Annotated in this window: 20 protein-coding genes and 1 pseudogene; 8 read left to right on the top strand and 13 right to left on the bottom strand. The window is 43.2% G+C overall.

Going from position 1 to position 24,176, the window contains the following annotated elements; translation table 11 throughout:
- Positions 1-281: 281 nt before the first annotated feature.
- From luxS to HRU42_RS11635, 5 genes are all read right to left on the bottom strand, one after another.
- Positions 282-791, bottom strand: a complete 510-nt coding sequence (gene luxS / locus HRU42_RS11655) for an S-ribosylhomocysteine lyase (protein ID WP_295031315.1) — start codon at positions 789-791, stop codon at positions 282-284.
- Positions 792-1,242: 451 nt separating this feature from the next.
- A complete protein-coding gene (locus tag HRU42_RS11650) occupies positions 1,243-1,365 on the bottom strand; it encodes a hypothetical protein (RefSeq protein WP_295031313.1) in 123 nt (40 codons plus the stop codon).
- Between the two features lie 211 nt (positions 1,366-1,576).
- Entirely contained in the window at positions 1,577-1,876 is a 300-nt protein-coding gene (locus tag HRU42_RS11645) for a BolA family transcriptional regulator (protein WP_295031312.1), read from the bottom strand.
- Between the two features lie 234 nt (positions 1,877-2,110).
- Positions 2,111-2,845, bottom strand: coding sequence for a hypothetical protein (locus HRU42_RS11640; protein ID WP_295031311.1), 735 nt, complete (start codon positions 2,843-2,845; stop codon positions 2,111-2,113).
- Between the two features lie 486 nt (positions 2,846-3,331).
- Positions 3,332-3,982 carry an alpha-ketoglutarate-dependent dioxygenase AlkB gene (locus tag HRU42_RS11635; protein WP_295031309.1) on the bottom strand — a complete coding sequence of 217 codons (651 nt, stop codon included), beginning with the start codon at positions 3,980-3,982 and terminating at the stop codon, positions 3,332-3,334.
- A 157-nt stretch (positions 3,983-4,139) separates the two neighbouring features.
- Between HRU42_RS11635 and HRU42_RS11630 the strand changes: the two genes are divergently transcribed.
- Positions 4,140-5,417 carry a methyltransferase gene (locus tag HRU42_RS11630; protein WP_295031308.1) on the top strand — a complete coding sequence of 426 codons (1,278 nt, stop codon included), beginning with the start codon at positions 4,140-4,142 and terminating at the stop codon, positions 5,415-5,417.
- Positions 5,418-6,007: 590 nt separating this feature from the next.
- Here the strand turns inward: HRU42_RS11630 and rho are convergent.
- The 3 genes and pseudogenes from rho to HRU42_RS11615 form a co-directional block, all read right to left on the bottom strand.
- Positions 6,008-6,952, bottom strand: a complete 945-nt coding sequence (rho, locus tag HRU42_RS11625; protein WP_295031306.1) for a transcription termination factor Rho — start codon at positions 6,950-6,952, stop codon at positions 6,008-6,010.
- 399 nt (positions 6,953-7,351) lie between these two features.
- A pseudogene (locus HRU42_RS11620) lies at positions 7,352-7,746 on the bottom strand (transposase); the annotation flags it as partial.
- Positions 7,747-8,116: 370 nt separating this feature from the next.
- Complete coding sequence (locus HRU42_RS11615; protein ID WP_295031304.1) at positions 8,117-10,600, bottom strand: Ig-like domain-containing protein; 2,484 nt, start codon at positions 10,598-10,600, stop codon at positions 8,117-8,119.
- Positions 10,601-12,265: 1,665 nt separating this feature from the next.
- Between HRU42_RS11615 and HRU42_RS11610 the strand changes: the two genes are divergently transcribed.
- Positions 12,266-14,128 (top strand): monovalent cation:proton antiporter-2 (CPA2) family protein, encoded by a 1,863-nt coding sequence (locus tag HRU42_RS11610; protein WP_295031302.1) that lies wholly within the window; start codon positions 12,266-12,268, stop codon positions 14,126-14,128.
- 219 nt (positions 14,129-14,347) lie between these two features.
- Positions 14,348-15,430, top strand: a complete 1,083-nt coding sequence (locus HRU42_RS11605) for a phosphagen kinase (RefSeq protein WP_295031301.1) — start codon at positions 14,348-14,350, stop codon at positions 15,428-15,430.
- Between the two features lie 65 nt (positions 15,431-15,495).
- On the opposite strand, the gene HRU42_RS11600 is transcribed toward HRU42_RS11605, so the two are convergent.
- Positions 15,496-15,885, bottom strand: coding sequence for an outer membrane beta-barrel protein (locus tag HRU42_RS11600; protein WP_295031299.1), 390 nt, complete (start codon positions 15,883-15,885; stop codon positions 15,496-15,498).
- A complete protein-coding gene (locus tag HRU42_RS11595; protein ID WP_295031297.1) occupies positions 15,861-16,058 on the bottom strand; it encodes a hypothetical protein in 198 nt (65 codons plus the stop codon). The genes HRU42_RS11600 and HRU42_RS11595 overlap by 25 nt, the downstream gene beginning before the upstream one ends.
- Before the next feature lie 509 nt (positions 16,059-16,567).
- Between HRU42_RS11595 and HRU42_RS11590 the strand changes: the two genes are divergently transcribed.
- Positions 16,568-17,266: a DUF1028 domain-containing protein gene (locus HRU42_RS11590; RefSeq protein ID WP_295031295.1), complete on the top strand. Its 699-nt coding sequence runs from the start codon at positions 16,568-16,570 to the stop codon at positions 17,264-17,266.
- A gap of 285 nt (positions 17,267-17,551) precedes the next feature.
- Here HRU42_RS11590 and HRU42_RS11585 read toward each other — a convergent pair whose 3' ends face one another.
- From HRU42_RS11585 to HRU42_RS11575, 3 genes are all read right to left on the bottom strand, one after another.
- Positions 17,552-17,929 carry a response regulator gene (locus HRU42_RS11585; protein ID WP_295031293.1) on the bottom strand — a complete coding sequence of 126 codons (378 nt, stop codon included), beginning with the start codon at positions 17,927-17,929 and terminating at the stop codon, positions 17,552-17,554.
- A 426-nt stretch (positions 17,930-18,355) separates the two neighbouring features.
- A complete protein-coding gene (locus HRU42_RS11580; RefSeq protein ID WP_295031291.1) occupies positions 18,356-19,201 on the bottom strand; it encodes a sterol desaturase family protein in 846 nt (281 codons plus the stop codon).
- Positions 19,202-19,356: 155 nt separating this feature from the next.
- Positions 19,357-20,433 (bottom strand): DUF2804 domain-containing protein, encoded by a 1,077-nt coding sequence (locus HRU42_RS11575; protein WP_295031289.1) that lies wholly within the window; start codon positions 20,431-20,433, stop codon positions 19,357-19,359.
- A gap of 185 nt (positions 20,434-20,618) precedes the next feature.
- Here HRU42_RS11575 and HRU42_RS11570 point away from each other — a divergent pair, with 185 nt between their 5' ends.
- From HRU42_RS11570 to HRU42_RS11555, 4 genes are all read left to right on the top strand, one after another.
- Positions 20,619-21,185, top strand: coding sequence for a YajG family lipoprotein (locus tag HRU42_RS11570; protein ID WP_295031287.1), 567 nt, complete (start codon positions 20,619-20,621; stop codon positions 21,183-21,185).
- Positions 21,186-21,235: 50 nt separating this feature from the next.
- The gene (locus tag HRU42_RS11565) at positions 21,236-21,832 is read left to right on the top strand and encodes a peptidylprolyl isomerase (protein WP_295031285.1); all 597 of its coding nucleotides are present in this window, start codon (positions 21,236-21,238) and stop codon (positions 21,830-21,832) included.
- A gap of 162 nt (positions 21,833-21,994) precedes the next feature.
- Positions 21,995-22,321, top strand: a complete 327-nt coding sequence (locus HRU42_RS11560; RefSeq protein ID WP_295031283.1) for a hypothetical protein — start codon at positions 21,995-21,997, stop codon at positions 22,319-22,321.
- 138 nt (positions 22,322-22,459) lie between these two features.
- A complete protein-coding gene (locus HRU42_RS11555; protein ID WP_295031281.1) occupies positions 22,460-23,878 on the top strand; it encodes an AmpG family muropeptide MFS transporter in 1,419 nt (472 codons plus the stop codon).
- Positions 23,879-24,176: the final 298 nt, after the last annotated feature.

Genomic DNA, 24,176 nt, shown 5'->3' with positions numbered 1-24,176 from the left:
GGTAACGTGGATTTTTAAACTCGGCTTTAGCCCGCATGATTAGTGAATTATTTTGATTCAGCGCCGACTAACTTTAATAAGCCCTTTACCTAGCAAGGGTATCGTCTTTGTCAAATAGTCAAATGAAGCCTAATTAATATTTTTTTTGCCAATGATTAGTGCATTCTAACCGCTGACTATTTGAGCGCACACAATGAAATAAGCAAGTTAACATTAACCCGTAAAAATAATTTTAGGCATAAAAAAAGCGGCTTAGCCGCTTTTTTATGTCTATTGCTGAATCACAAACCTTTCAAGATGTCATCACTGAGCTTTAGCTCGTCATTCTTGTTAACGCTTATCCCAGCAGCAATGATCGACCGGGCGATACCCTTGGCCTGATCCAGAGAGTGCATGTCATAAGTACCACATTGAAATTCGTTTAGCTCAGGGATCTCAGATTGATCGGCGACCTTGAGCACATCATTCATCGCCGCTAACCAAGCCTCGGCCACTTCCGCCTCGCCTGGCGTACCAATCAAACTCATATAGAAGCCGGTACGACAGCCCATGGGAGAGATATCGATAATTTCAACAGCATCACCATTGAGGTGGTCACGCATAAATCCGGCATAAAGATGCTCTAAGGTATGTATGCCCCGCTCACTCAAGATGTCTTGGTTCGGTACACAAAAACGCAGATCGAATACTGTGATGGAATCACCGCTAGGCGTCTTCATGGTTTTCGCCACACGCACCGCAGGGGCATGCATGCGAGTATGATCGACGGTAAAGCTATCTAATAATGGCATCTCTACTCTCCAAATTTGTAGGGCATGGGTAAGGCTTAACAACTTAAAAGCATTCGCCTTATTTGTTTTTTTTCATTCTAGCATAAGCAAATGGCGCTATGAGCCGTCTCGATAGTACCAAAAAACATATATGAGTCTGAACAAGACTAGTGCCTTGATAAGTCTGATTCTGCTGAAATAGAACTAACCTAAGCCGCTGGCTTCGACCGAGCTTTCCCCGACCTTCCTGGATGCTAAAACATAATCGCAACTTGAATAGAGGATAAAGAGACAAACAGGCATCAACAGCAGTAGCGTACCGAGAAAGTCCACCCAATGCGGGTACGAACGCTAAAATTACGCTAGAAGATATCGATACGCTAGAAGATATCGATCCTGACATGGCCATCATGTTTCAGTGTATAGCCAGCGGCTAAAGTCAATACGGCGCCATGCAGGTATAACGCAGACTCTACAGCGCCGTAGCCCAGGTATTGAAGGCATCGCGCAATATCACTACCGCGAGTGTCATCAATACGATAAACAGGGGACACCAGCTCCCCATCAGCTCGGTTATCTTCTCTAGTTGATTCATCCCTTCTCAACATTAAAAATGTAATTAACATATTGATAACACTATTACCGCGATAGATAAACAAAATCTTGTGCTGAAGTAAGGGAAGCGGTGGACGGACGGTAGACGCTAGACGGTGGACGGTAAAGATAAGCGTGATTTAGCTTGTGGGACTCAATCCAATCAGAGTCCCAAATTTAGCTTCTAGGCTTTATTGTCTAGGGCTTAGCTTCTAGCCTTTACACTTTGGAGAGTCGGGGACATTTGACTCTACGAGCCACTCTTCGGGAGTGAAGGTGTGCATAGATAAGGCATGTAAGCCATTAGCAAACTCATCGGCTAACGCCTCATTCACCGATCTATGCCTGCCAAGTAGGCGTTTACCCTCGAAAGCCGCACTGGTAATAATGACCTTAAAATGTGTCTCTGAATTCGGCGGCACATGGTGATTATTACTCTCGTTGATCACTTCCAGATGACTAGGCGACAGGGCCGCGGTGAGTTTTTCGGTTATAAGTTGCTCTACTGACATAGGGATATTCTCAAACAAGAAAAAGCGATGGCGGCAGGTTAATACCTTAGCCACAAAAGATCAATCTTTGCCATAGGCTCTAGCCATAAATTGAACAGCTAATGGAGCCTAGTGTTCCGTCAACATGGGTAAATTCATTCGAAGACGAGACAGACAGAGAAAACAAGAATGGATCTCAATGATACGATCCATACGCTTTATCTCTGCCTAATCTCAAGCTAGCTCGGGCTTAATTTAAAAGTGGTAGTTAATCCCCAGGAGTGTGTACTTATCTTCCACGCCGTAACCATTGTCGCTAGTAGCAACTATTCTTACGAAGGGAGTCCATGAACTTGACGTAGAAAGGTCAAGCTGAAGTTCGTGCTCCTGCCAAGTATCCCGAGCCATACCAGTCTCGAAGCTGTATACATCACCGTACTGCTCATAGTGACGGAAACGGTACTTCACGAGAAACATGTCCAGTCTCTGATCAAACCCTAGCGACACCCGGCTGATCTCAGACTGACCCGAATGGTAATTCTGTGGAGGTGTGATGTCGTCTATAGGGAAGTGAATTGGATTGTCGATGCCATTCCCCTCAGTGGGCGGTGTAGCGGGTAAGCCATTATCAATCTGATAGTTGGGAGTGTAGTAATTATCCATGCCCCATGTGTATCGATACTCAGCGACTAGCTTAGTGGCTTCGTTGAAATCATAGGTCAGCCCGAGTTGTAGACGAAAGCTATTATCACCACCATCACGAGCGACAGAGGCTAGATGAGGGATCAATGAAAAATTACCACCAATATCGAAAACATGACTCAAACCTAACTCAATGTAATCAGCACGCGTATTACTCTCAGCGTAAATTAATGTGTTATCAAAGTTAGTTGAGACAGATATCTCTGCCGGGGCTATCTCGTAGCTAGCGAGTACAGAAGATGATGCGAAGGCTGCGAATGCCGCAGTAGCTATGATTCTTTTTTTCATTTGAACTCCAGTTCAGTTAGTTTGCTGCTGTTAGTTAACTGAATCCTTTCTATCTGCTCTTGATTACTCCACTCAATCAAGTTAATGAGTTAAGACAGGGTCTATGCATAGTCTTATCTGACTCTTGTCTCCCCTTGTCTTTATAGGTCGCATAATGTGCAACTTTTCTTAACGCTTGCTTAAATATCACCCTTAACTCGGCGCCATTAAGCAAGCATTCAGCTTTCTTTTCTGTATAAAAAAAGAGCAAATTACTTTATGTGTGTGACGATGCGGCTCTCTATGAAATAGTAAGTCAGCAGACAGGTGACAAAATAATTAACGGTAACACGGTGATTATGAAGCTGTTTTCATGAGTCTTAGATGGGTACGATAAGCACAAGGAGGGCATGCTGCGGACGCCGAGTGGAGAGAGTCCCTAGCGTCTGGAAACTCATGCCCTCACGCATTGTCTAGCGCTGGGATATGAGCCATGTGATAAGCATGCTAGTCAAAATAATGAGGGGTTACTTGCCTGAAGGTATAATTAATTCTCGGTTCGGTAGCTTTCATGCGCTTAGGTAAGGCATGCTCCCACCTGTCTTGCATCGGCCAATGCATGATCAAGAGGTCACCCGATTGCAGCGCAAAAGTTTGCTGCTCATGAGTGACCTTGTCTCTGATGATAAAATCTCGGGTCGCGCCCAGTGTAATAGACGCAATATCACTGCCTACTGCAAATTCCGGCTCATTATCACAATGCCAGCCCATGGACTCCTTGCCATCGACGTAGCGGTTAACCAAGACGCCGTTGGATTCGAGACTAAAGTCCCGTTTGAGTTTTTGCCTCAGTCTGTCGGCATATTTAGGCCAAGGAAGCACCTCGACCAGTAAGCCAGAATACTTGGTATCGCAGCCCGCATCACCGAACCAGACTTGAGATCTGGGTATGCGATGCCGCTTACCATAGACTTGGATTTCGGGAGACTCGAATGGATAGCCTTGAACCTCTCTTAGCAAGGCCATCTGCTGAGCAGGTGCGAGATAGCCTTTGATCCAAGTCACCGGAAGCTCTGATAGCCTGTCCAATTGCGGCTCCGAATCAACTTCTGTTTCAGCGCCGAGGAGTCTATTTAAGTCTAAACTTTGTTGTTTCATCACTTATTATAAACCTTAAGCGGATAATGGCACATTCGACTCGCTATCGGCTAATATCAAGAGTTGTCGACAGTTATCAAGAGCCATCGACCATATATACCTCAACCGTTAAATCTGCGATAATGCGCGCCCTCATTTTATTGGTACAGTTTGACTTATGACAACTCAATTTTCAGTAGCAGATATCGAACTTGAATTACATCGTTATCCAAGTGAACAGGAATCTAACCTACAGGCATGGGATGCTGCGGATGAACACCTGATCAAGCATCTGACTGATATTGAGCAGACAGCGGTCACCACGGCGGTCATCAATGATAATTTCGGCGCGCTAACGGCTAGCCTTCTCGCTATCGACAGTCAGTGGCCACTGCTGTTAGAAACTGACGCCAAGACCAGCCAGTTAGGAACCTTGCAAAACTTAGCCAAGAATAAACTCAGTAGCGAGAATATTCAGTGGCTTAATAGTCGTGAAGCACTACCCAGTTCAGTTGAACTGGTATTGATGAAGTTGCCTAAGAATCTGACTTATTTCGCCCACCAGCTTAACCGATTATCGCAGATCTTACCTCAGGGAACTCAGATACTCATTGGCGCCAAAGCAAAATCCATCAACAAGTCACTACTCGAAGTGTTTGCCAAAAATTTAGGCCCGGCAAGTGCCAGCCTCACCTGGAAGAAAACCCGAGTAATAACCTGCGTCAGTGATGGCAAGGTGCGCTCCCTGCCCCAAGGTGTCAATTGGTCTATTCCTGAGTTTAACTTAGAAATCAGCAATCTAAGTAATGTGTTCGCCGCCAACAAGCTGGATATTGGCGCCCGCATCATGCTGGATAACATGCCTAAGGGCGAGTTCACCTCTATCATAGATCTGGGCTGCGGCAATGGCGTACTGGGCTTGCATGCTAAACAAGTCTTCCCCAAAGCCTATATTCATTTTATCGATGACTCAGAGATGGCTGTCGAATCGGCCAGACAAAACTGGGCCCTCAATAACTTAGACACTGAAGGTCTAGTGGGCGAGCAAGCCAGCTTCAGCTGGGATGACTGCTTGACCCACCTAAACGAAGGCGTGCGTCCGGACTTAATTCTGTGTAACCCCCCTTTCCATCAAGGCGAAGCCATTACCGACCATATCGCCTGGCAGATGTTTCTCCAGTCCTGGCGCGCACTTAAGAATGGCGGGATCTTGCATGTAGTAGGTAACCGTCATCTGGCTTATCACGTCAAACTGCAACGCATCTTTAAAAACTGCACCACTGTGGAGTCCAACGGCAAGTTTGTGATCTTGCAGGCGCAGAAGATCAGCAAGAAAGCCGAAAACCATGAGGATGAGTACTTAGCGCCAAGCAGTGCCGAGGCTGAGAACTCTCAACCGAGCGAGCCACACCCACAGAGTGGGCTTTATGGTGGCAAGAAGTCACTTGCCAGATAACAAATCCTAGCCACTTGTCCGCTAACAAGTGGTTAAGTATCTTTTTGGTTGGGTTCATTGAGCTAAATTTGAATTTGGTTTTGTGCTGAATATCATAACCTTATAGTTATCTATCACCTGCCGTAGGTGCTGTAAAGGATGTACGAATGTCGTGATCACATTGATGTGAATGAACGACCTTAAGTGCAGCCACTTCTACGCGACGCCGGCTGTTGATTTCATCAGCGTCGTCCCTGTGGGCTCTACCAAAACATCTGACCCACAAGGATGTGGGAAATGCCGAATAAATGTAGGGAACATTTTCGGCCCTGTTTCGGAAGCTCGCAGCCGCGTTCACACCTGCTATTATGTCGAGAAAGTCATCTCTTCGATTTGAATTTTACTGGCTAGTAACTCGTTGCTGGACAACCGTGGGTTACAGCATTGGGTCTAGTTAACCTGACATTGATTAGAAAAAATATCTTAGTTTATTCGCAAGCCCTAATTCGCTACGGCCCCCTTTATCTCGAAACTTTTTTAACTGGTAAAGTTAAGGATATAGCATAAAGTTTATACTGACGCACTTGTTTAGATTGAATAAATTTAGCTAACTAACGATTCAACAGTTCGGCATTGGTTGGGTATGTCTTAAGTAACTCAACCAGTGTCCTAGCACCTTCTACAGGTTTAAGACCAGTAAGCGCCCTGCGCAACACGGTTACCTTTTCGAGTTCTTTCGAATTGAGCAGCAGTTCCTCACGACGCGTGCTGCTTTTAGCAATATCCAGTGCGGGAAAAATTCGTTGACTGGCAGCCTCACGCGATAAAACGACTTCCATATTACCCGTACCTTTAAACTCCTCAAATATCACCTGATCCATTCTGCTACCAGTATCAACCAGTATGGTCGCTAGAATGGTAAGCGAACCACCATTCTCAATTTTTCTCGCTGCGCCAAACAATTTTCGTGGTATTTCCATCGCTCTAGCGTCAAGCCCGCCCGATAGGGTACGACCGCTGCTCCTTTGATTGGCATTATGTACTCGTGTCAGTCTTGTCAGAGAATCGATGACAATCATTACATCATGACCTTCACCAGCTTGCTGGCGAGCGATTTTAAGCAGGTCATTCGCGACACGAACGTGTTGGTCATAGTTTTCATCCGTGGATGAGGCGTATACTTGTGCCGGTACGCTGCGCTTAAAATCCGTCACCTCTTCGGGACGCTCATCAATGAGTAACGCATAAAGCTTTATCTCTGGATAAGCCTTCCCCACCGACTGACAAATATGTTTTAACAGGGTGGTTTTTCCGGAGCCTGGTGGAGCAACAATTAACCCTCGCTGCCCCATTCCTATTGGCGTGAACAGATCCATGGCTCGGGTGGAAAGTTGCTCAGAGCCTAATTCTAGGCGAATACACTGATGAGGATTGATGGCTACGCCATTTATAAAACGCTCTTGTGGGTCAACCTGAGGGACAACCTTGGCCACTTGCTCGACTTGTTTGGTGACTTTTTTTCTTTTCACATTCAACGTTAATATTTTTCTTGTCATAATATCGGTTTATCGCTCTAGAGAATTAAGTGTTTTTTGATGTCTTTACTCTAGTCTACCCTAGCTAAGTGCTTATTATATTGACTGAGCAAAGTTACATGTTACTAGGCGTGAGTAAGAGATAGTAACGTATTAGAAAAAGTATTGATAAATTTTAGACTTATTTATCAAAATATTTTGGGCTTATTTTATGATTAAAGAGGTCAGAGCGAATAATGTCAGATTTTGGCAACTTTTAATCAGGCCACTCATAATAAATCAACAACATAACGCTGCTGTAACGAGCTTTCAGTTCAACGTACAACAAAGTACAGTGATTACCGATACAAGTGCAACTTCAGTCCATTACAATCGTCGAACTGGGGATTTCTCACTTAAATAACGATTTTCAGGCAGGGCTGAAGTTTCTGGTGTAATAGCCATTTTTTCGCATATTGGATTGAGCTCTACATAAGCCATACAGGCCACTACCGCCGCTTCATCGAGTAAAGTTTGGCTTTTAAATCACCGTTCCCAGAAACGGCCTGTGCAGTTATCCTCAATATTAGCTTTTCTGGCTATAGGCTCAGAAAAGCAGCGCAACTGTTTTGGAAGTATGAGCAAGATATGTCACTTAATCTACTTCAATATTGGGCTATCGTATGCTTAAGTTATGCGAGGTTTCGCTCCTCCACTACTTCTCTATCTGTCCAGCGGTTTGTTGACTCAATATCAATTCTCAACACCACATGTAGATAATTGCTCATCACCGCATAAGCCGCTATGTCTATAGCAAATGTTCCTGCGAGTTAAATGAGCCTAGATTCAACCCACCCTCGTCGATGTTCATACGAGTGACCCGTATCTTCATCGACTCCTGTTAGCCATGCTTTTCTCACACACCTTGAGGTTGTGTGGTATTAAGATACTTATGGTTAAATTAGAAGTTCAATACTTATCTGAGTGCTTCTTGGGCGGGGCATTACAATCTCCTACATCGACCAGTAACTAAAGCTTAGTAGGAGAAAGAAGATGTGCTATTAACAATGACTGGTCTGATTTATTTTACACCAAGTAGCAATTTGATTAGTTAATAATCAAAGGCTAACTAAGGTAAAAATACCTTAGTTAGAGAGGTATTGTCTTGACGGGGGTAGAGCGTCCATATATGGCTCTATTTATTACTTAATTCAGAACAACCGCATCGTTATTTTTGCTCGATTGAATCGATAATGTCGATGCTTTTTGCTCTATGGCTACAGCCGGAAACATGCCAATATCAATGGTGTTTTGCCATTCTTTTTTCCATTCATTCAAATCCGTCACTTTAATTACGTTTATGCGTGGCATGACAAATTGACCAAACTCATCAGCCTCGATAATACCATTATAATCTATATCCCAGCCATAAACTGAATGCTCTAAAACTAGAGCTCTACCTTCGTCATCAACCGAAATAACCTCCCAGGTACGATGTCTTTCAGCCCAATCAGATGAGAAATACATATTCACCTGTCGCCCAGATTTATCCCAAGTCCAGCTGTTATCACCTAAGCGGAAATAGCCAGTTCCATTCCCGGCACCTTCCCAGTCATCTTCAGGTGTCACGCCCTTGACCCCACGATTTAAACTACCATCAGCATTAAATGCATAACCCCAGACGTTTTCTAACTTAAGCTTCTCACCATTCCACTGCTCTTGAATGCTACCGTTAATATAAGATATTTGAGCCTTTGGTAATGCCGTCACTAAATTATCGGTATATTGCTCATAACTAGCATCAAACTTAGCAATTTGTCGCGCTAAAACAAGCTCTAGATTGTTATCTACCCATTTTTCTACCTGAGCTAGATGGCCTTTCCCTTCTGTTTTAACAGGAATAAATTTATATACTGTACTACCGTTAGCTAGTGCCAACACACCATCAGTTAATGATACTGTAAACTGCTGATTAGCAAATTTTGCAGTTGCTGATGTTCCTGAGATAGTAACAAAATCAGCCATCAAACCGGTATAATCCTCTAACCTATGACTCTGAGTTACTGTAGCTTCAAGATTCAGAACCCAGTCACCTTCAATATCGGCAAGTGTTTTCCCGTTAAAGGCACTTTCTGGAGTGTGTATAAGCGTTTGATTATAGAAATGCTCTTTAGTGACACTCGGAGTCGAGTTTGTCCAAGTTGTTATAGACGTCGGCAATGTTAGCTTAATATAATCTTCAGCCTTTACAATAACTTGATAACTCGACGGGGTACTTTTTAACAAGGTAGTGCTCGTTCTACGAGTACCAAACTCCATATCCAATTGAGACACATTAATTAGGCCGGCATCAGCAGCCGCAACTAATTCATCAACTACTGTTTGTGAAAAACCATAGTCAATGACCAACCGCTCATATGGATAAGAAAAGTACTGATAACTTTTAGATGAATAATTATGATATTCAACATCCAAACTACCATCCACTACAGACCAAGAAAATTGAATTTCATCGCTGTTATCATAACTATTCAGATTATTATATAATTCACCAGAACCATCCGCACCATAGTTCATTCCGCTGCCAGAGTGTTGATTCCACCCTTGCTTAGCGCCATATAAAGAAAGCATAGTTTGACTAGCAATATGCTCAACCCTGAATTGCTCAATAACATTAGCATCAGTTACGGTTTGGTCAATTGCTTCATCTAGTGCAGCGGAATACGCTTCTGTTAACTTTCCATCTGCATCAACATGATTGTTTGCGACTAAATACGCTTGAATTGCTTCACGTGTTTTTTCTCCGCTACCTCCAGCCGCTTCAGTATCTAGCAAAGATAAAACCGTTTCCCCTTCTGGGATATCGAAGTTATCATTATCAACCAACAATTTGATAAATCCAGCCGTTTGAATCAGCTCTTCCGGTGATACCTCGCTTGCTAACTGATTAAATTCTAGTTCACTTGTAATTTCACCACTCTCAGTACGGTCCTCAACCAGCAAGTAATTAGCTGTTGATACATGAGTAACGTTAGTTTGATTATTGTCCTCATGACTTAAATGGTGTTCTCCACCTGCAGCCGCTAACAATGTGCTTGTCTGTCCTGCAACTGCAATCAATTCAATGTCTTCTTGATTTTGGTCAGCACTGCCTTTAGCATTTATAAATACAAGCGCAGACATATCATTAATTGTGATTGGCAGCGAATAATTGCCGTCAGTGTCAGCCTCTACTTCAAACAACTCGTCACCGATAGCAATAGAAACCAACGCATTAGAAATAGGTGAGTCAGTAACAAGTCCTGATATCGTTAATGTATGATTAACAGTAACCACAACCTCTGCAACGGCAGTGAGCTCACCATCACTAATCTCATAACTAAACGAATCAGTTGTCGCTACATTATTTTCAGGAGTGTACAGCAATTGATTATTAACAATTTCAACAGTACCACTCTCGGGCTGGCTAATAATTGATGTAATAGTTAACGCATCGCCATTACTATCAGTATCATTTGCTAACACATCGATTGATGCTGCAACATTATTTTGAACTAACACGCTATCAGCTATGGCCTGCGGAGCACTGTTAACAACGGGGTTTTTTGACGTTTCTGAAGATGAGTCACTACCACCACATCCAGATAAAATTCCAGCAGCGAGTAGCGAGAATGAAAAAATTTTTCTCATTTTAATTCCTTTTGTAGTATTTTAGATTCCTTTCCTACCCCCCCAACAACATAGGAGCACGACACCATAATAATTACATAATCACAACATATCAACAGAAATAAAAGAGGACATATTTTTGTCCTTTTGCTCATCCTCTAGAGTAGTTAACTTGAACATTTATCAAGAACATTTATCAAGCCACCCACGATAAATAGGAGGTCGTTCGCCGAATTCCACATCTAACAGATTAAGCGTTCGAAAGCCTGTAATATAATGATTTACATTGAATTACAACATAAAGTTAGTGAGTAATATACAACTAAGATAAGTGGACACCCATAAGATTTTTGATACGTTAGCTTCCCTCAAGTTCAACGTAGCGAATGCATGGTGCCAGTCATGATTAAACCTCTCAAATTAGCAATAACACACACTCTAAAATCGAAGAGACGACTTATGTTGTAAATCAGCAGGTGTAGATTCGGCTGCGAGCTTCGATGACATGGCGAGGTTTCACAAGGTGAAACTCTCCGAGCGAGAGGCTGGGTGAATATGGCATAGCCATAATCTCATGAACGAGAAGCATGGTGAATATGGCATAGCCATAATCTCATGAACGAGAAGCATGGTGAATATGGTATAGCCATAATCTCATGAACGAGAAGCATGGATGCTGAACTGGCCTTTTTATAGGGATATAATTGGCTGAACTGGCATTTGTATATGGACATATTTTATCGAACTGGCATTTTAACAAGGAGCTTATTGGAATCGTAGAGCCCACACGGATGACTCTTATAAAATCAAGAGCCGGCGTCTCGCAGAACCTTCTCAAAGTAAAGAGTGCACATCCCCCCCCCGCTGGGAAGCTATAGGTTACCAAGAAGGGTCGACCTTCAAAAAATCACCCAATACCAACTCAGCCAAAAGCTAAAATAGAAAATGTGATCAGTCTTCATTCGAAGGCTAGCCAAAGCGACTGGATTCCCGCCCACAAGCATTGCGGGAATGACGAGTATATAATTGCGGGAATGACGAGTATAGAATTGCGGGAATGACAAGCCGTATAGAAACTATCTACAATTAGAAAACCTAAATCGAAGAGACAAGCTGCTCGTAAAAATTCCAGTGTAGATGCGGCTGCGAGCGTCCAAACAAGGATGTTTTGGCATTCAATATGTCAGTGTATAAGCTCATGTATAAAATGGAGTTCGATATATTTCTCTGCCTCATGATCATGCTCAGACCCAGAAACAGGGTCCAGACATTACGTCAAATCTTAATTTTATCGAAAAATAATAAATTTCCACGCTATTATTGCCAACCATGGGCCAGCTTATGTGATACAAGTGCGTTGCAATATTCACAACTTACCAATCTTGAGTCTCATCATTTAACTCGGTATGAGTTTTTGCTTGATAATGGCTGGTTTTTTGCCTTGTCGAGCAAGAGGAACTCAATGTTACCAGCGAACCGAATTGATTGATTGTTACGACAACGAGGTTAGAAAAACGTTATTCAGAAACCAGAGGGTTGGCCAAATACACCTGCTATGACGGTGGAAAAAGTCATCGACAACATTAACGGATAAGCCAATAAATAAGGCACCGTTATTTTTCTTAGCGCTAAAAGACCGAGTCAATATAGGCTCTGGTGATCATAACAATTTAAATGGAGAGTAAAATGTTGGAACTGGCTGTTGTTTATCTAGCTGCCGCTATCATAGCTGTGCCTGTGGCTAAACGTTTAGGCCTCGGCTCGGTACTGGGTTATTTACTGGCGGGAATTCTGATTGGTCCTTTTTTATTGGGCTTAGTTGGCGATCAAACCGATGTGATGCATTTTGCCGAGTTTGGTGTGGTGATGATGTTATTCTTGATCGGCCTGGAATTGCAACCGTCTCGGTTGTGGAAACTCAGACGCTCGATCATAGGTCTCGGAGGACTTCAGGTCATCATTACCTCCTTGTTAATTTTTGCCATCGCTGTCACTGTCTTTTCCCTCAAGTGGCAGACCGCCTTGGCCATAGGTTTGATGTTAGCACTATCATCTACGGCTATCGTGTTGCAAACCCTGAATGAAAAGGGCTGGGTAAAGCAAGAAGCGGGACAAAATGCCTTTTCGGTGTTGTTGTTTCAGGACATTGCGGTGATCCCCATTTTGGCCTTGCTGCCTTTATTGGCTTTTAGTGACACAAGTAAGCTAGTCGCAGATCATGGTAATCTGATTGAGCACTACCCCGTTTATTTGCAGGTGAGTATTTCGATAGCCGTGATTGTGTCCATCATACTTGCAGGAAAATATGTCTCGGCCCCCTTGTTTAGATACATAGCAGAAACGCGTTTGCGTGAGTTATTTACGCTTTTCGCTCTGTTTTTGGTCATAGTGATCGCCGTTATCATGCAAAAAATTGGCCTTTCACCCGCATTAGGTACATTTTTGGCGGGAGTCGTCTTGGCGGACAGTGAGTTTAGGCACGAATTGGAAGTAGATATTGAACCATTTAAAGGCTTGCTACTTGGCTTGTTCTTCATTGCCGTAGGCGCCTCTATCGACTTTCCTTTATTATTCGATCAGTTTACTACTGTGATTTTGTTAGTCGCAGCCTTGATAGCGATCAAGGCCTTGGTCTTGTACGTATTGGCGGTCATTTTTAAGATGCAGAGTAAGCAAAAGTTACTCTTCACCCTAGCGCTCGCTCAAGGGGGGGAATTTGCCTTTGTGCTCTTGTCACTAACTTCTTCACTGCAAATACTCGATCACGACCAAACAAAGCTGACAACCTTAGTGGTGGCCATCTCTATGTTAATGGCGCCTCTACTGATAATGATTTATGACAAGGTACTTAATCAAGGCCATAAGCAAGAAGACAATGTTGACCAGACAGCGAAAATCGAGCCAACCAAAAATGTAATTATTGCCGGTTACGGACGTTTTGGACAGATCATTGGCCGATTATTGACGGCACAAGGCTATCACTTATCCATTCTTGACCACAGCCCTAGCCAAATAGAATTTCTGTTTAAGCGCTTCGGAAAAAAAGTATTTTATGGCGATGCTGCACGGCAAAGCTTATTAGAAGCTTCTGGAGCTGAGGAGGCACAATTATTGGTTATTGCCATAGACGACCCAGATAAAATACTAGAAATCGCTGCTATGGCTAAAAAACACTATCCCAATCTGGCAATAGTCGCACGTGCCATCGATCGTAGACATGCCTATGAATTAATGAATCTTGGTGTCACGTCTTTTAAGCGAGAGACGTTCGATTCGGCCTTAAATCTAGGCGTTGAAGCCCTAACCTTGTTAGGCAATAGCCAAGAAAGGGCCGAGAGAGCGGGTAAATTATTTGCTGAACATGATAATGAATCAATGAAAATGCTTGCTAGGTTATGGGGAGATGAAACACGCTATGGGGTAGCAGTCAAACAACGGATAGAAGATATACATCAAATATTAGTTAAAGATAAAGAAGAACAAAATAAATTAAATACCTGCCAAGGAGGCGATTGTAAAGAAGAGGCTAGCACAATGACTGAACGCTAATGCAAGCTTTTAGCACTGGTAACAATCCTCGTGGGCTTAGGAAACCCCCTTAATATCTGACCAATATAGCAAGCTATGTTAGCCAGATGCTAAGGGAAGGTTTCATCACGTTCACATCAGGTGCTTATTCGCCTTGCTATGGTGATTGTCTGTAGTATTAAGTCTAGTTTAGCTATAGTTTGTAGCTATCAGTATTACACCGTTATTGAGCAGGGCGTTATGAAATATCCAGATTTTACAGAACAACATCAATCACTCATGGCACGTAATCTAACGCCAGCCTTGTTCACTCAACTGCAAGATGTAGTAACGACAAACGGCTTCACACTCCTTGACCTAGTTAACTCCGGATTAGTGAACCCTGACAGCGATATCGGTGTCTATGCTTGTGATACCGAGTCATACCAGTGCTTTGCGCCTTTATTCGATCCAATCATTAGCCAGTACCATGGATTTGATGAAAATAGCGTACATATAACCAACCTAAACCCTGAAGATATTGATATTAATGACCCAGATCCAAGTAATAAGTACATTGTATCGACACGCATTCGGGTAGGACGTAATCTGGCTGAAATGCCATTAGGGCCAGCAATCACGCAATCTCAACGTGATGACGTAGAAGCACAAACTGTTGCGGCATTAACCAAGGTCTCAGGTTCGTTATCGGGTCATTATTTTGCGTTATCAGCCATGAGTGACGAGATTAAGGCGCAACTCATCGATGACCACTTCTTATTCAAAGCAGGCGATCGTTTTTTTGAAGCGGCGGGATTAAATCGAGACTGGCCTGCTGGTCGTGGTATTTATCATAATCATGATAAGACTTTTTTAGTCTGGGTAAATGAAGAAGATCATTTACGTATTATTTCGATGCAGGCGGGTGGCAACATCACACAGGTGTTTACGCGTTTGACGCGGGCACTTGCAGAACTTGAGCAACATTTAAACTTTGCGTTCACACCACATCTCGGCTATATCAGCAGCTGTCCAACTAATCTTGGTACCGCAATGCGTGCGAGTGTGCATATTAAATTACCTTGTTTAGGCCAAGACATGGCAGCATTTAGCACCATTACCCAAGCATTTAACTTACAAATACGTGGTATTCATGGTGAACATTCCGCCAGTGAAGGACATGTATATGACATCAGTAATCGTCGTCGTTTAGGTGTCACCGAGGTAGAATGTGTCCAAGATTTATATGATGGTGTGGTTGCATTAATTGCGCAAGAAAAAGTACTCGAGCAATTAGCAACAAGTGAGGTTGAGCATGACAGAGGCAGACCTTCAACAACTTAAACTTACACCAATGCATCAACCAGCCACACATAGAAAATATCAATAATCTTCATTGGAAGGCTAAATTAGAATGGGTAGCTAAACCCGATACTGAAATTTTGCACTATGACCTCTTGGATTGGCACATACTGGTATTCCAGGTTAAGGCCTAGCCCGGATTGAAAACGTATTCCCCAGCCTAGCACACCATAGAAATCGGTTCCGTCTGTTTCAATACTCTCAGTAGTGCCACTCCCGAAAACACCTGAAACATCATAGTTAAGCTGTTTGGCACTGGCACCTAACTTGGCGTACAGGCTATTACTTTCAGACAGTAAGTATTGGCCATATATTGCCGCTCGCACACCTTTGTAACTGATATTATCGACCGTAGTGAACATGCCAGTCAAGGCACTTATAATACCACCACTACCACTAAAAACACTGCCTTCTAGCCCAAATTTATCATTAAGCATATATCGATAATAAGCATCAATTCCACCGCCATCACCGCCAGCGAATTTATTACCATCGCCGGCTTGAAATTATTGGCTACCATGCCAATATTGCCACCAACAATATGTTTATACTCGCCAGCCACAGCCCCAAAACTCAACATGGATGCAATCAGTACCGATAATAATTTCATACAAATCCTTACCCTAAAAATAGCCATGCCCCCACATAAAATGACGCGAGCTAAATCAATGAATCAATGAATAAATAAATAAATAACGTAAAACATGCATCTCACCATGCTAGGCATGCCAAAATCGTACCTATGACTAACGAATCCATATGAAAATAACACATCATACAATCATACAATTTATGAAGATGTAAATAACCAGCATCAACATTGAAATTAACCCTTGCATTTATTAAATCAACTTTGACACGTGATTTTTAGCCAGCAGAATAACTGATACCAGGTTTAACACTTATTAATAAAGAAATATTAATACACACAATTGACACAATGATTATTTATTTGTAACACTCAAGCTTCAGATGTTACAGCTAGATTTAGCATGACCATTTATATAAACGACAATTAAAGTTTATGCAGATAAATCAACATAGGTTAAGTTATTGTGATACCTTGCGTCGTAATAAATGAGCACAGGTTCTTTTATAATTAAAATAAGGATGTTTAACTTGAAGAAGATTAAATCTATATTGCTTGCTTTATCCATGGTGTCATTACAAAGTCAGGCAACATTTTCTATTATTGCTTATGACCCCAGCACGGGACAATTAGGTTCGGCACTTGCTAGCTGTGTGAGCTTACCCGATTATATGGACCCCACATTTTTCCTCACTGAAATAGTAGCTGGAAAAGGGGTTGTTATTACTCAGGCTGAGGTCCCGTTCCCTAACTCTAATTTGTTAGCGGCAGCAGGTTTAATCACTGAAGGGAAAAATCCAGGTGAAATCATCGAACATTTAATTCTCAATGACCAAGATCATACTCCGCACATGAGGCAAAACCTAGTATTGACAATATCATCACCTGGATATTCTGTTGGTGAAGCATACTCAGGTTCAGCAATTTCAGAACAAGTCGGCAGTTCTGCTGGTGTGAATTATGTTATAGCAGGAAATGAACTTGAAGATGGGGTAGTGGCAAGGATGGAATCGGCTTTTACACAGGCTGATGGTGATCTTAAAAGTAAACTATTGGCGACTTTAGTGAGTGTTAAGAATAGTGGTCTGGGTGATAAGAGATGTACTCAGCATGGCGTAACCTCACATTCTGCTTTTATTAAAGTTGGTAATGAGAGTGTCTACTATAATTCACAGAGTGATACTGTTGATGCGATTGATGGATTAATCGGTGTTGCTAGCTCCTGGTAAGCGCGTTTTTTATTACCCATGCGGGGAATACAATCAAGACAGAATTAGCATTGCATCTAGATTTTAGCGATAGCTAGTAATGACCAACAACAATGTTTTGATTGCATTAATAGAGCCAGCAGCTCATGTTCGGCTCTATCTTCTATTACTGGCTAGCAGCTATCCCCAGGCCATATTACAGCATGAAATATGGACGTTAAATGTTATACAAGCCTCGTCTAGCACTTGCTACCTAATATGGATTTAAAAGATTTAAATTTAACATTCAGAATATCTAATAATAAATCACAGCGGAGGCCACAGTTTATATTCGTTCATTATGCCTGAAACTGACCTAAGTGTTATGGGTTTACATAGATATCCATCAGCCCCTAACTGTTTGAATAATTTTTTATCCGACACTCCGGTTAGTGTCGTTATAACTATTACCGGTATATTTAATGTGAAAACATTATTTTTAATAGATTTTAAAACTTTATAACCATTTACCCCGGACATCATCACATCGAGGAAGATAATATTCGGTAGGAGTGATTTTGACAAGGCTAGTACCCCAACAGCTGAATTTACCGTCGTAACATGATAGTCATCTGCTAAGATAGCGAGCAATAATCCTGAACAAACAGGATCGTCATCTACAATGAGTACGTGAATTTTTTCCATTTAAACTCCCTTTGACAGCAGAGCTGACGTCATCTATTTGCATCCTTTCTTTGGCAGTCAGTCTAGACTTGAAAATCGAGTGTACTTTTTCTTCGTTCTATAAACCGTCTTGTATAGTAAGTCAGCACCAAACTTTGATGCTTCCGACGCTCTATTGGCTCCCTACGCTCCACTATGAAGGTCCCGATCACTTCAACAGTGTCTAATACCATTGTTTTAAAATATTTAATATTCATATTTATTACTTCTATTAGTAATTAATAAACCTTCATATATCACCTTTCTCACTCTGCAAAGTATAGTGCAACGGGGGCATTTATGTCGTGGTCAAATAAATTAACAAAGGGTCTAACATTCGTCTTGCCAATCTCTTCCCCGTGAGCGCAGCGTACCGTTTTCCGTAAGCGCTTTATAAAAAGCGTAACCTTAGTCTGGTGGAGAGAAAAGTAACCTTGCCCTTTGCTTTAGCGTTAGTCCCGGTGAAAACGCTTCGCTGAACATAGACCTCCATTCACTGAAAGTAACAACGAGCGGATTAAAGCTGTTAATGGGCTTAGTGATGCCATACTCCACAGTCTCCTCCTCTTTGACATAGGTACCAAACATACGATCCCAGATGATCAACACGCCAGCATAGTTCTTATCTATATATTGAGGATTACGACCGTGATGCACTCTATGATGTGACGGCGTATTGAATATCCACTCGATTGGACCTAAGGTTTTGACTGCCTGGGTATGAACGAAAAACTGTAATCCCAAGTTGAGCAAGACCACGAATACCACCCAATTTGGATCGAAGCCGACCACCACCAGCGGCAACCAGAATAGCCACATTCCCGCTAATGGGTACATCAGAGATTGTCTGAATGCGGTGCTAAAATTCATACTTTCCGAACTGTGATGGGCAACATGGGCAGCCCACATCCAACGTATTCTGTGACTGCCACGATGGAACCAGTAATAACAAAAATCTTGGGCTATCATGAGCAACACAAAGTTAATGGCATTCATCTCGATATCGAACAAGCGCCAACCAAAAAACATCAGATAGAGTTTAGCGATTAGCAGGCCCGTTAAAATATCCGCCCCTTGATGCATTCCGGCCAGACCGAAATTACACAAGACCTCGGGAAGATGATAACGGGCGCTATGGGGTAATTTCTTGCGCCTGTCGCCCAGATACCACTCCAGCAAGATGCAGATAAAAAAGATAGGTGCCAGCACGATAAGTAGCATCTCGGGGTGAGCGATCAGTGTACTAAATTCCATCAGACTTCCTTGCTGTAATTTTTATTGTTATTTTCTCTAAAACTGATTGTTAATACTGACTCTTCTAGCGGTTTATGAATAATAGCAATGAATTCAGTCAGGCTCTCAGCATCCGAGTGCGAGTGCACTCAGTGATGCCTAAGCTAAACTCGGTTCTACCAGCGGGCAAAATGGTCTTCGGTGAGGCCCATTACATTGTGCAAGGTATGCTTGTTGCCTAAGTTATCTATTATCTGGCCAGAATAGTGGCCTACATACTGCCTAAAGTTACTCTTTAACAGCCAGAGGTTTAGTTTCTCTGAGCGGCAATTTTGGGGCTGAAAACTCAGTTCTATTTGGCCATTATCGGAATAGATGCGCCAACTCGCGGCAGGCTTAGATTCTGCACTGCCAGCATCTCGGCTAAACTCGAAATGTACCGGCCCCAGCAAGTGCCGCTCGCCATTGACCCAAAACACATTTTCACTGCCGCCAGTCTCATTCACACCGGCGGCGAGGTTCAAGCCTATCACCCCATCTTGTGTATGAGCATTGATGCTCGCCCAACGCCAGCTCGTGTCACGACGCATATATCCGGCAGAAAAATCGTATCCCGCCAATGCCTGGTTGAGTGGTTGAGGCTCGTCGTGAATGCTCAAGCTTCCCTTGGGTTTTAAGCCATTATGTTTCTGGGTATAGGTCCAACCGCTGTATCCCGTCGGGGTACAGAGTGAGATGGGCAGACTCAAGGGAGGTGATTCGAGTTCGAGTTCGGCCTCGATAGACTCAGTTGAGATAGCCAGATGCCACACCCCCTCGCGCAAGTTAAACTCAATGTTGCCCTTTTTGCTGCTTATCTTAGCGCTGCCCGACAGAGGAGAAGGCTCCATCTGATAGCCCACTCCCGGTGGTTTGAGCCAAGATGTTGCCGTTATTTTATTCTTGCCTATGTCATAGAGGTAGCAAAATGCACTGCCGACATAGCGAATATCGGCAATGGCGACACCTATGATGTATCTGGGAGTCACCAGGCTAACAAATTGAAACTGTTTGAAATGAAAGTGCTTCTTCAAGGATGAAACCGGCTTATCCATCTCATTGAAATAGGCGAACTTGTCTAGCGTTAAGTCTGCTACTGGCCCATCAAAATAACCAAAAATAGGCTTACCTTGACCATCCATGAGTTCCTTCGGTGCTGCCATTGTCGATATTTTATTAGCTTGCCAAGCGGAGCTAGTCTGCGCTAATCCCATTAAACACATCCTGTATAGAATTTGAACATTTACTCTAACCTGATGGGATTCGAGATTAAAGTCAAATCTTAGATTCATTTAGGTTTAACAAACTCACTAAGCAGACTAGCTGTGGAAACCAATACCATTTCTGGTATGCTGGCACCACCTAGTTTTTGATATTACTCAAATAAGAAAATCAGCACATGAAACGTCTCATTCTATTGTTCAGCGCATCAGTTTTACTCTCGGCCTGTGCCAACCAAACTCCGAGTCATATCGCCTTGAATCCACAAGTGCCTGAGGTCCAAAAACAAACTAATTCTCATCAGACACTTGCCATCGAGACAATAGATACTCGCTCGGCCAATTACATAGTGAGATTTAACAATGGTGACGATGCGGCCAAATTAGTCAGTCCCTCAGAGGCTCCCAGAAAGCAGATTGACAGTGTCTTTCGTACTGGATTTACCCAAGCGGGTTATCAAATAGATCCAAGCTCAGTCAAGCATATGCAGATACAGTTAGAACAGCTGCTCACCGATGTGACTGAATCAACCTTCGGTTTCGAGGCCAAGAGCAATATCATCATTAATGTTATCGTCAAAAATAGCAGCCAGGAGTTGACCAAGCGTTACTCGGCTCGGGGCACATTATCGGGTCCCTTCAATGCAGATTTTGCCACTTTAGAGCTTGAGATGAATAAATTACTCGGCCAACTCAGCGGCGAGATTCTCAACGACCCTGAGCTCAATCAATTTATCCAACAATAATCGGCGCTAAGCCAGTTCCAGAATAATTTGGAATTAAACAGGGAAGCCCTATGTTTCGTAGAATATGCACATTATTGATGCTCGGCTTGAGCATGAGTCTAAGCTCAATGGCCTCGGCCATAGATATTCAACCCAACACTCTTTACCCTCAAGTTGAACTCGATACTAGTATGGGAAAAATTGTGATAGAGCTGGACAGAACCCGAGCCCCTATCACAGTGGATAACTTTCTCACTTATGTGGTTAAGGGTCATTACAACAACACCCTGTTCCATCGTGTCATCAATGACTTTGTGGTTCAAGGTGGTGGACTCGACCTTAAGCAAGAAGAGAAGCCCTATGATGCCCCGATCGTTAACGAATCGGGTAATGGCTTATCGAACAGCTTCGGCACTATCGCCATGGCAAGGGAAAATGACCCACACTCGGCCACCAGCCAATTCTATTTCAATGTAGCAGATAATGAGCGCCTAGACCCGTCATCGAGACGTTGGGGATATGCCGTCTTTGGTGAAGTCACCCAAGGTGAAGAGGTGCTTGCTGCAATGGCTGCCGTAGCGACAGAACACAACAATAAGCTAGACTGGCCTGACTTTCCTGTAGAAGACATCATGTTAAAGAAAGCGACGCTGTTACCTCGAAAATAGTGCGTAAATTGATATTCCACTTAAATTATTATCGAAATAAGTAACTAAAAAATATAGCCAAACATGTATAAAATTCAAAAATGTTCAATATTTTTCACCAATATTGTTCTAGGTTTAATTTTTAGTCCTATACTGATTAAGTTGTAATAAGGAGGCGATTTGATGACCCCAAATGAGTTCATCGATAATAAAGCGCCCCAACTGGCCCAATATGGAAAAGCGTTTCTGAGTGATCAGCTCGATTTTCATGAGGTCCAGTTATATCTATGGGACACCCTAGAAGAATGGCAACAGTTCAATCATCAGGGTGACGCGCAGTCAGATATGGAGAGAGTGTTCTGGCATCTAGTACATGCCTTTGACAAATGGCCCGATTGGGTGATCCGCGGCAATCAATACCTGCGTAAGCAAATTGATGAATGTTGTGATTATCTTAATCTTGGTGGCCAAGTGCCAAATAACTGCATTGGTATCAGACCTAGCTCCTAACGCTCTTTATCTTTATTCTAAGAGCAGAACAAACCTAAGCCTAAGCCTGAGCGTTTGGGCTTTTTTGTGCCGACTTAAGCTAGTCATTTGAACTATTTGGTATTAAGCTAGGTCGATTAGTATCTCTTAAGTCGGCCTATGTCACCTTCAGTCTCTTCCAAGCTTGAGCAAGTCAAAGACGCTTTCTCGATTTACTGCCACAAACGTGTCTTAGTCCTGCTTTTACTCGGTTTTTCCGCCGGTCTTCCCTTGATGTTGGTGTTTTCGACACTCTCATTCTGGTTAAGAGAATCGGGCATAGACAGAACTGCCATCGGATATTTCAGCTGGATTGCCCTAGCCTACGGCTTCAAGTGGGCCTGGTCCCCCTTGGTAGACAGACTCTCTCTGCCCATCTTCACCAGGCTACTTGGTCGCAGACGAGGCTGGATGCTATTCGCTCAGATACTCTTGGTGGGAGCCATTTTAGGCATGTCTTTCAGCGATCCCGTCAAGGATCTTCAGAGGCTGGCACTGTTTGCCCTCATGGTCGCCTTTGCTTCTGCCACCCAAGATATCGTCATCGATGCCTTTAGAATAGAGTCTGCACCAGAGAAGATGCAGGCCGCGCTCGCGGCGGCATATCAAGTGGGCTATCGCAGTGCGATGATCATTGCCACCGCGGGCGCATTGACCATTGCAGCTTGGGTCACCCCGGGTAACGATGAATACAATCTATTGTCCTGGCAGATGGCTTATATGATCATGGCAGGCCTGATGTCCGTCGGCATTTTGACCACACTATTTTGTAAGGAGCCAGACGTCGAGGTTAAGCAGGCCAACGAGCAAGAACAGCGCATCATGCAAGAGTTGAAGCAGCGCTACCCTAAGGTCATCGCCAATACCTTATCTTGGCTATACACTGCCAGCGTGTTGCCATTTATGGATTTTTTCAAGCGCTATGGGCGCAACGCCATACTGATCTTATTGCTGATATCTTGTTATCGCATCTCAGATATCGTCATGGGGATCATGGCCAATGTATTCTATGTCGATATGGGCTTCACTAAGACAGAGATAGCGACAATCAGTAAAGTTTATGGCCTGATCATGACTCTAGTCGGTGCTGGGTTTGGCGGTTTATTGATCGCCAGATATGGCACCATGAAGATACTCTTCATCGGCGCCTTGTTGGTGGCTGTGACTAACTTACTCTTCGCCTGGCAAGCAGTCATAGGCTATAACGTGCCATTTTTAACCTTGGCAATTTCCATCGATAATTTCAGTGCCGGCATTGCCACAGCCGCCTTCATAGCCTATCTATCCAGTTTAACGAGCACGGGATACAGCGCGACTCAATACGCCCTGCTCTCATCCATCATGTTACTTTTCCCTAAGTTCATCGCCGGATTCTCCGGAGTCTATGTCGATAGCTTCGGTTATGTGAACTTCTTCATCGCCGCCAGCCTTATCGGCTTTCCTGTGCTAGTGCTCGTGTATATTGTCGATAAGCGCACCCGCCATAACGAAGATGAACATACAGGCTCGCCCCGTGAAATATCAAAGACTGAAATTTAGCTCTTACAGTAAAAGGCACTTGGAATTTTATTCTCATAAAAACAAAAAGACGCTTAAAGTGCGGTTCTTTATGGCCTGAACATCACGCTAGTCGGTGCGGGGTTTACTGGTCTATCGAGCGCTAGATTAGGCAGCCACATCAAATGAAACGTCGATCACGAATCCATAGCCATAGCCTTTGCTGCTGTTGCTGTTGGCACTTCACTTTCATAAAAAAAGACGCTTAAAGTGCGGTTCTTTATGGCCTGAACATCACGCTAGTCGGTGCGGGGTTTACTGGTCTATCGAGCGCTAGATA

This window comes from Shewanella sp. (assembly GCF_013214165.1).
GTDB lineage: Bacteria > Pseudomonadota > Gammaproteobacteria > Enterobacterales > Shewanellaceae > Shewanella.
This window is presented reverse-complemented; position numbering and strand designations above follow the sequence as displayed.

What these genes read in the sequence shown, in the direction of transcription:
- rho (WP_295031306.1), bottom strand. Translation starts at nt 6,952, where the DNA reads ATGACAAGAAAAATATTAACGTTGAATGTGAAAAGAAAAAAAGTCACC.
- HRU42_RS11650 (WP_295031313.1), bottom strand. Translation starts at nt 1,365, where the DNA reads ATGAATCAACTAGAGAAGATAACCGAGCTGATGGGGAGCTGGTGTCCC.
- HRU42_RS11570 (WP_295031287.1), top strand. Translation starts at nt 20,619, where the DNA reads ATGAAACGTCTCATTCTATTGTTCAGCGCATCAGTTTTACTCTCGGCC.
- HRU42_RS11635 (WP_295031309.1), bottom strand. Translation starts at nt 3,982, where the DNA reads ATGAAACAACAAAGTTTAGACTTAAATAGACTCCTCGGCGCTGAAACA.
- HRU42_RS11560 (WP_295031283.1), top strand. Translation starts at nt 21,995, where the DNA reads ATGACCCCAAATGAGTTCATCGATAATAAAGCGCCCCAACTGGCCCAA.
- HRU42_RS11640 (WP_295031311.1), bottom strand. Translation starts at nt 2,845, where the DNA reads ATGAAAAAAAGAATCATAGCTACTGCGGCATTCGCAGCCTTCGCATCA.
- HRU42_RS11615 (WP_295031304.1), bottom strand. Translation starts at nt 10,600, where the DNA reads ATGAGAAAAATTTTTTCATTCTCGCTACTCGCTGCTGGAATTTTATCT.
- HRU42_RS11555 (WP_295031281.1), top strand. Translation starts at nt 22,460, where the DNA reads ATGTCACCTTCAGTCTCTTCCAAGCTTGAGCAAGTCAAAGACGCTTTC.
- HRU42_RS11630 (WP_295031308.1), top strand. Translation starts at nt 4,140, where the DNA reads ATGACAACTCAATTTTCAGTAGCAGATATCGAACTTGAATTACATCGT.
- HRU42_RS11600 (WP_295031299.1), bottom strand. Translation starts at nt 15,885, where the DNA reads ATGCTTAATGATAAATTTGGGCTAGAAGGCAGTGTTTTTAGTGGTAGT.
- HRU42_RS11645 (WP_295031312.1), bottom strand. Translation starts at nt 1,876, where the DNA reads ATGTCAGTAGAGCAACTTATAACCGAAAAACTCACCGCGGCCCTGTCG.
- HRU42_RS11585 (WP_295031293.1), bottom strand. Translation starts at nt 17,929, where the DNA reads ATGGAAAAAATTCACGTACTCATTGTAGATGACGATCCTGTTTGTTCA.
- HRU42_RS11605 (WP_295031301.1), top strand. Translation starts at nt 14,348, where the DNA reads ATGAAATATCCAGATTTTACAGAACAACATCAATCACTCATGGCACGT.
- luxS (WP_295031315.1), bottom strand. Translation starts at nt 791, where the DNA reads ATGCCATTATTAGATAGCTTTACCGTCGATCATACTCGCATGCATGCC.
- HRU42_RS11595 (WP_295031297.1), bottom strand. Translation starts at nt 16,058, where the DNA reads ATGAAATTATTATCGGTACTGATTGCATCCATGTTGAGTTTTGGGGCT.
- HRU42_RS11565 (WP_295031285.1), top strand. Translation starts at nt 21,236, where the DNA reads ATGTTTCGTAGAATATGCACATTATTGATGCTCGGCTTGAGCATGAGT.
- HRU42_RS11580 (WP_295031291.1), bottom strand. Translation starts at nt 19,201, where the DNA reads ATGGAATTTAGTACACTGATCGCTCACCCCGAGATGCTACTTATCGTG.
- HRU42_RS11610 (WP_295031302.1), top strand. Translation starts at nt 12,266, where the DNA reads ATGTTGGAACTGGCTGTTGTTTATCTAGCTGCCGCTATCATAGCTGTG.
- HRU42_RS11575 (WP_295031289.1), bottom strand. Translation starts at nt 20,433, where the DNA reads ATGGGATTAGCGCAGACTAGCTCCGCTTGGCAAGCTAATAAAATATCG.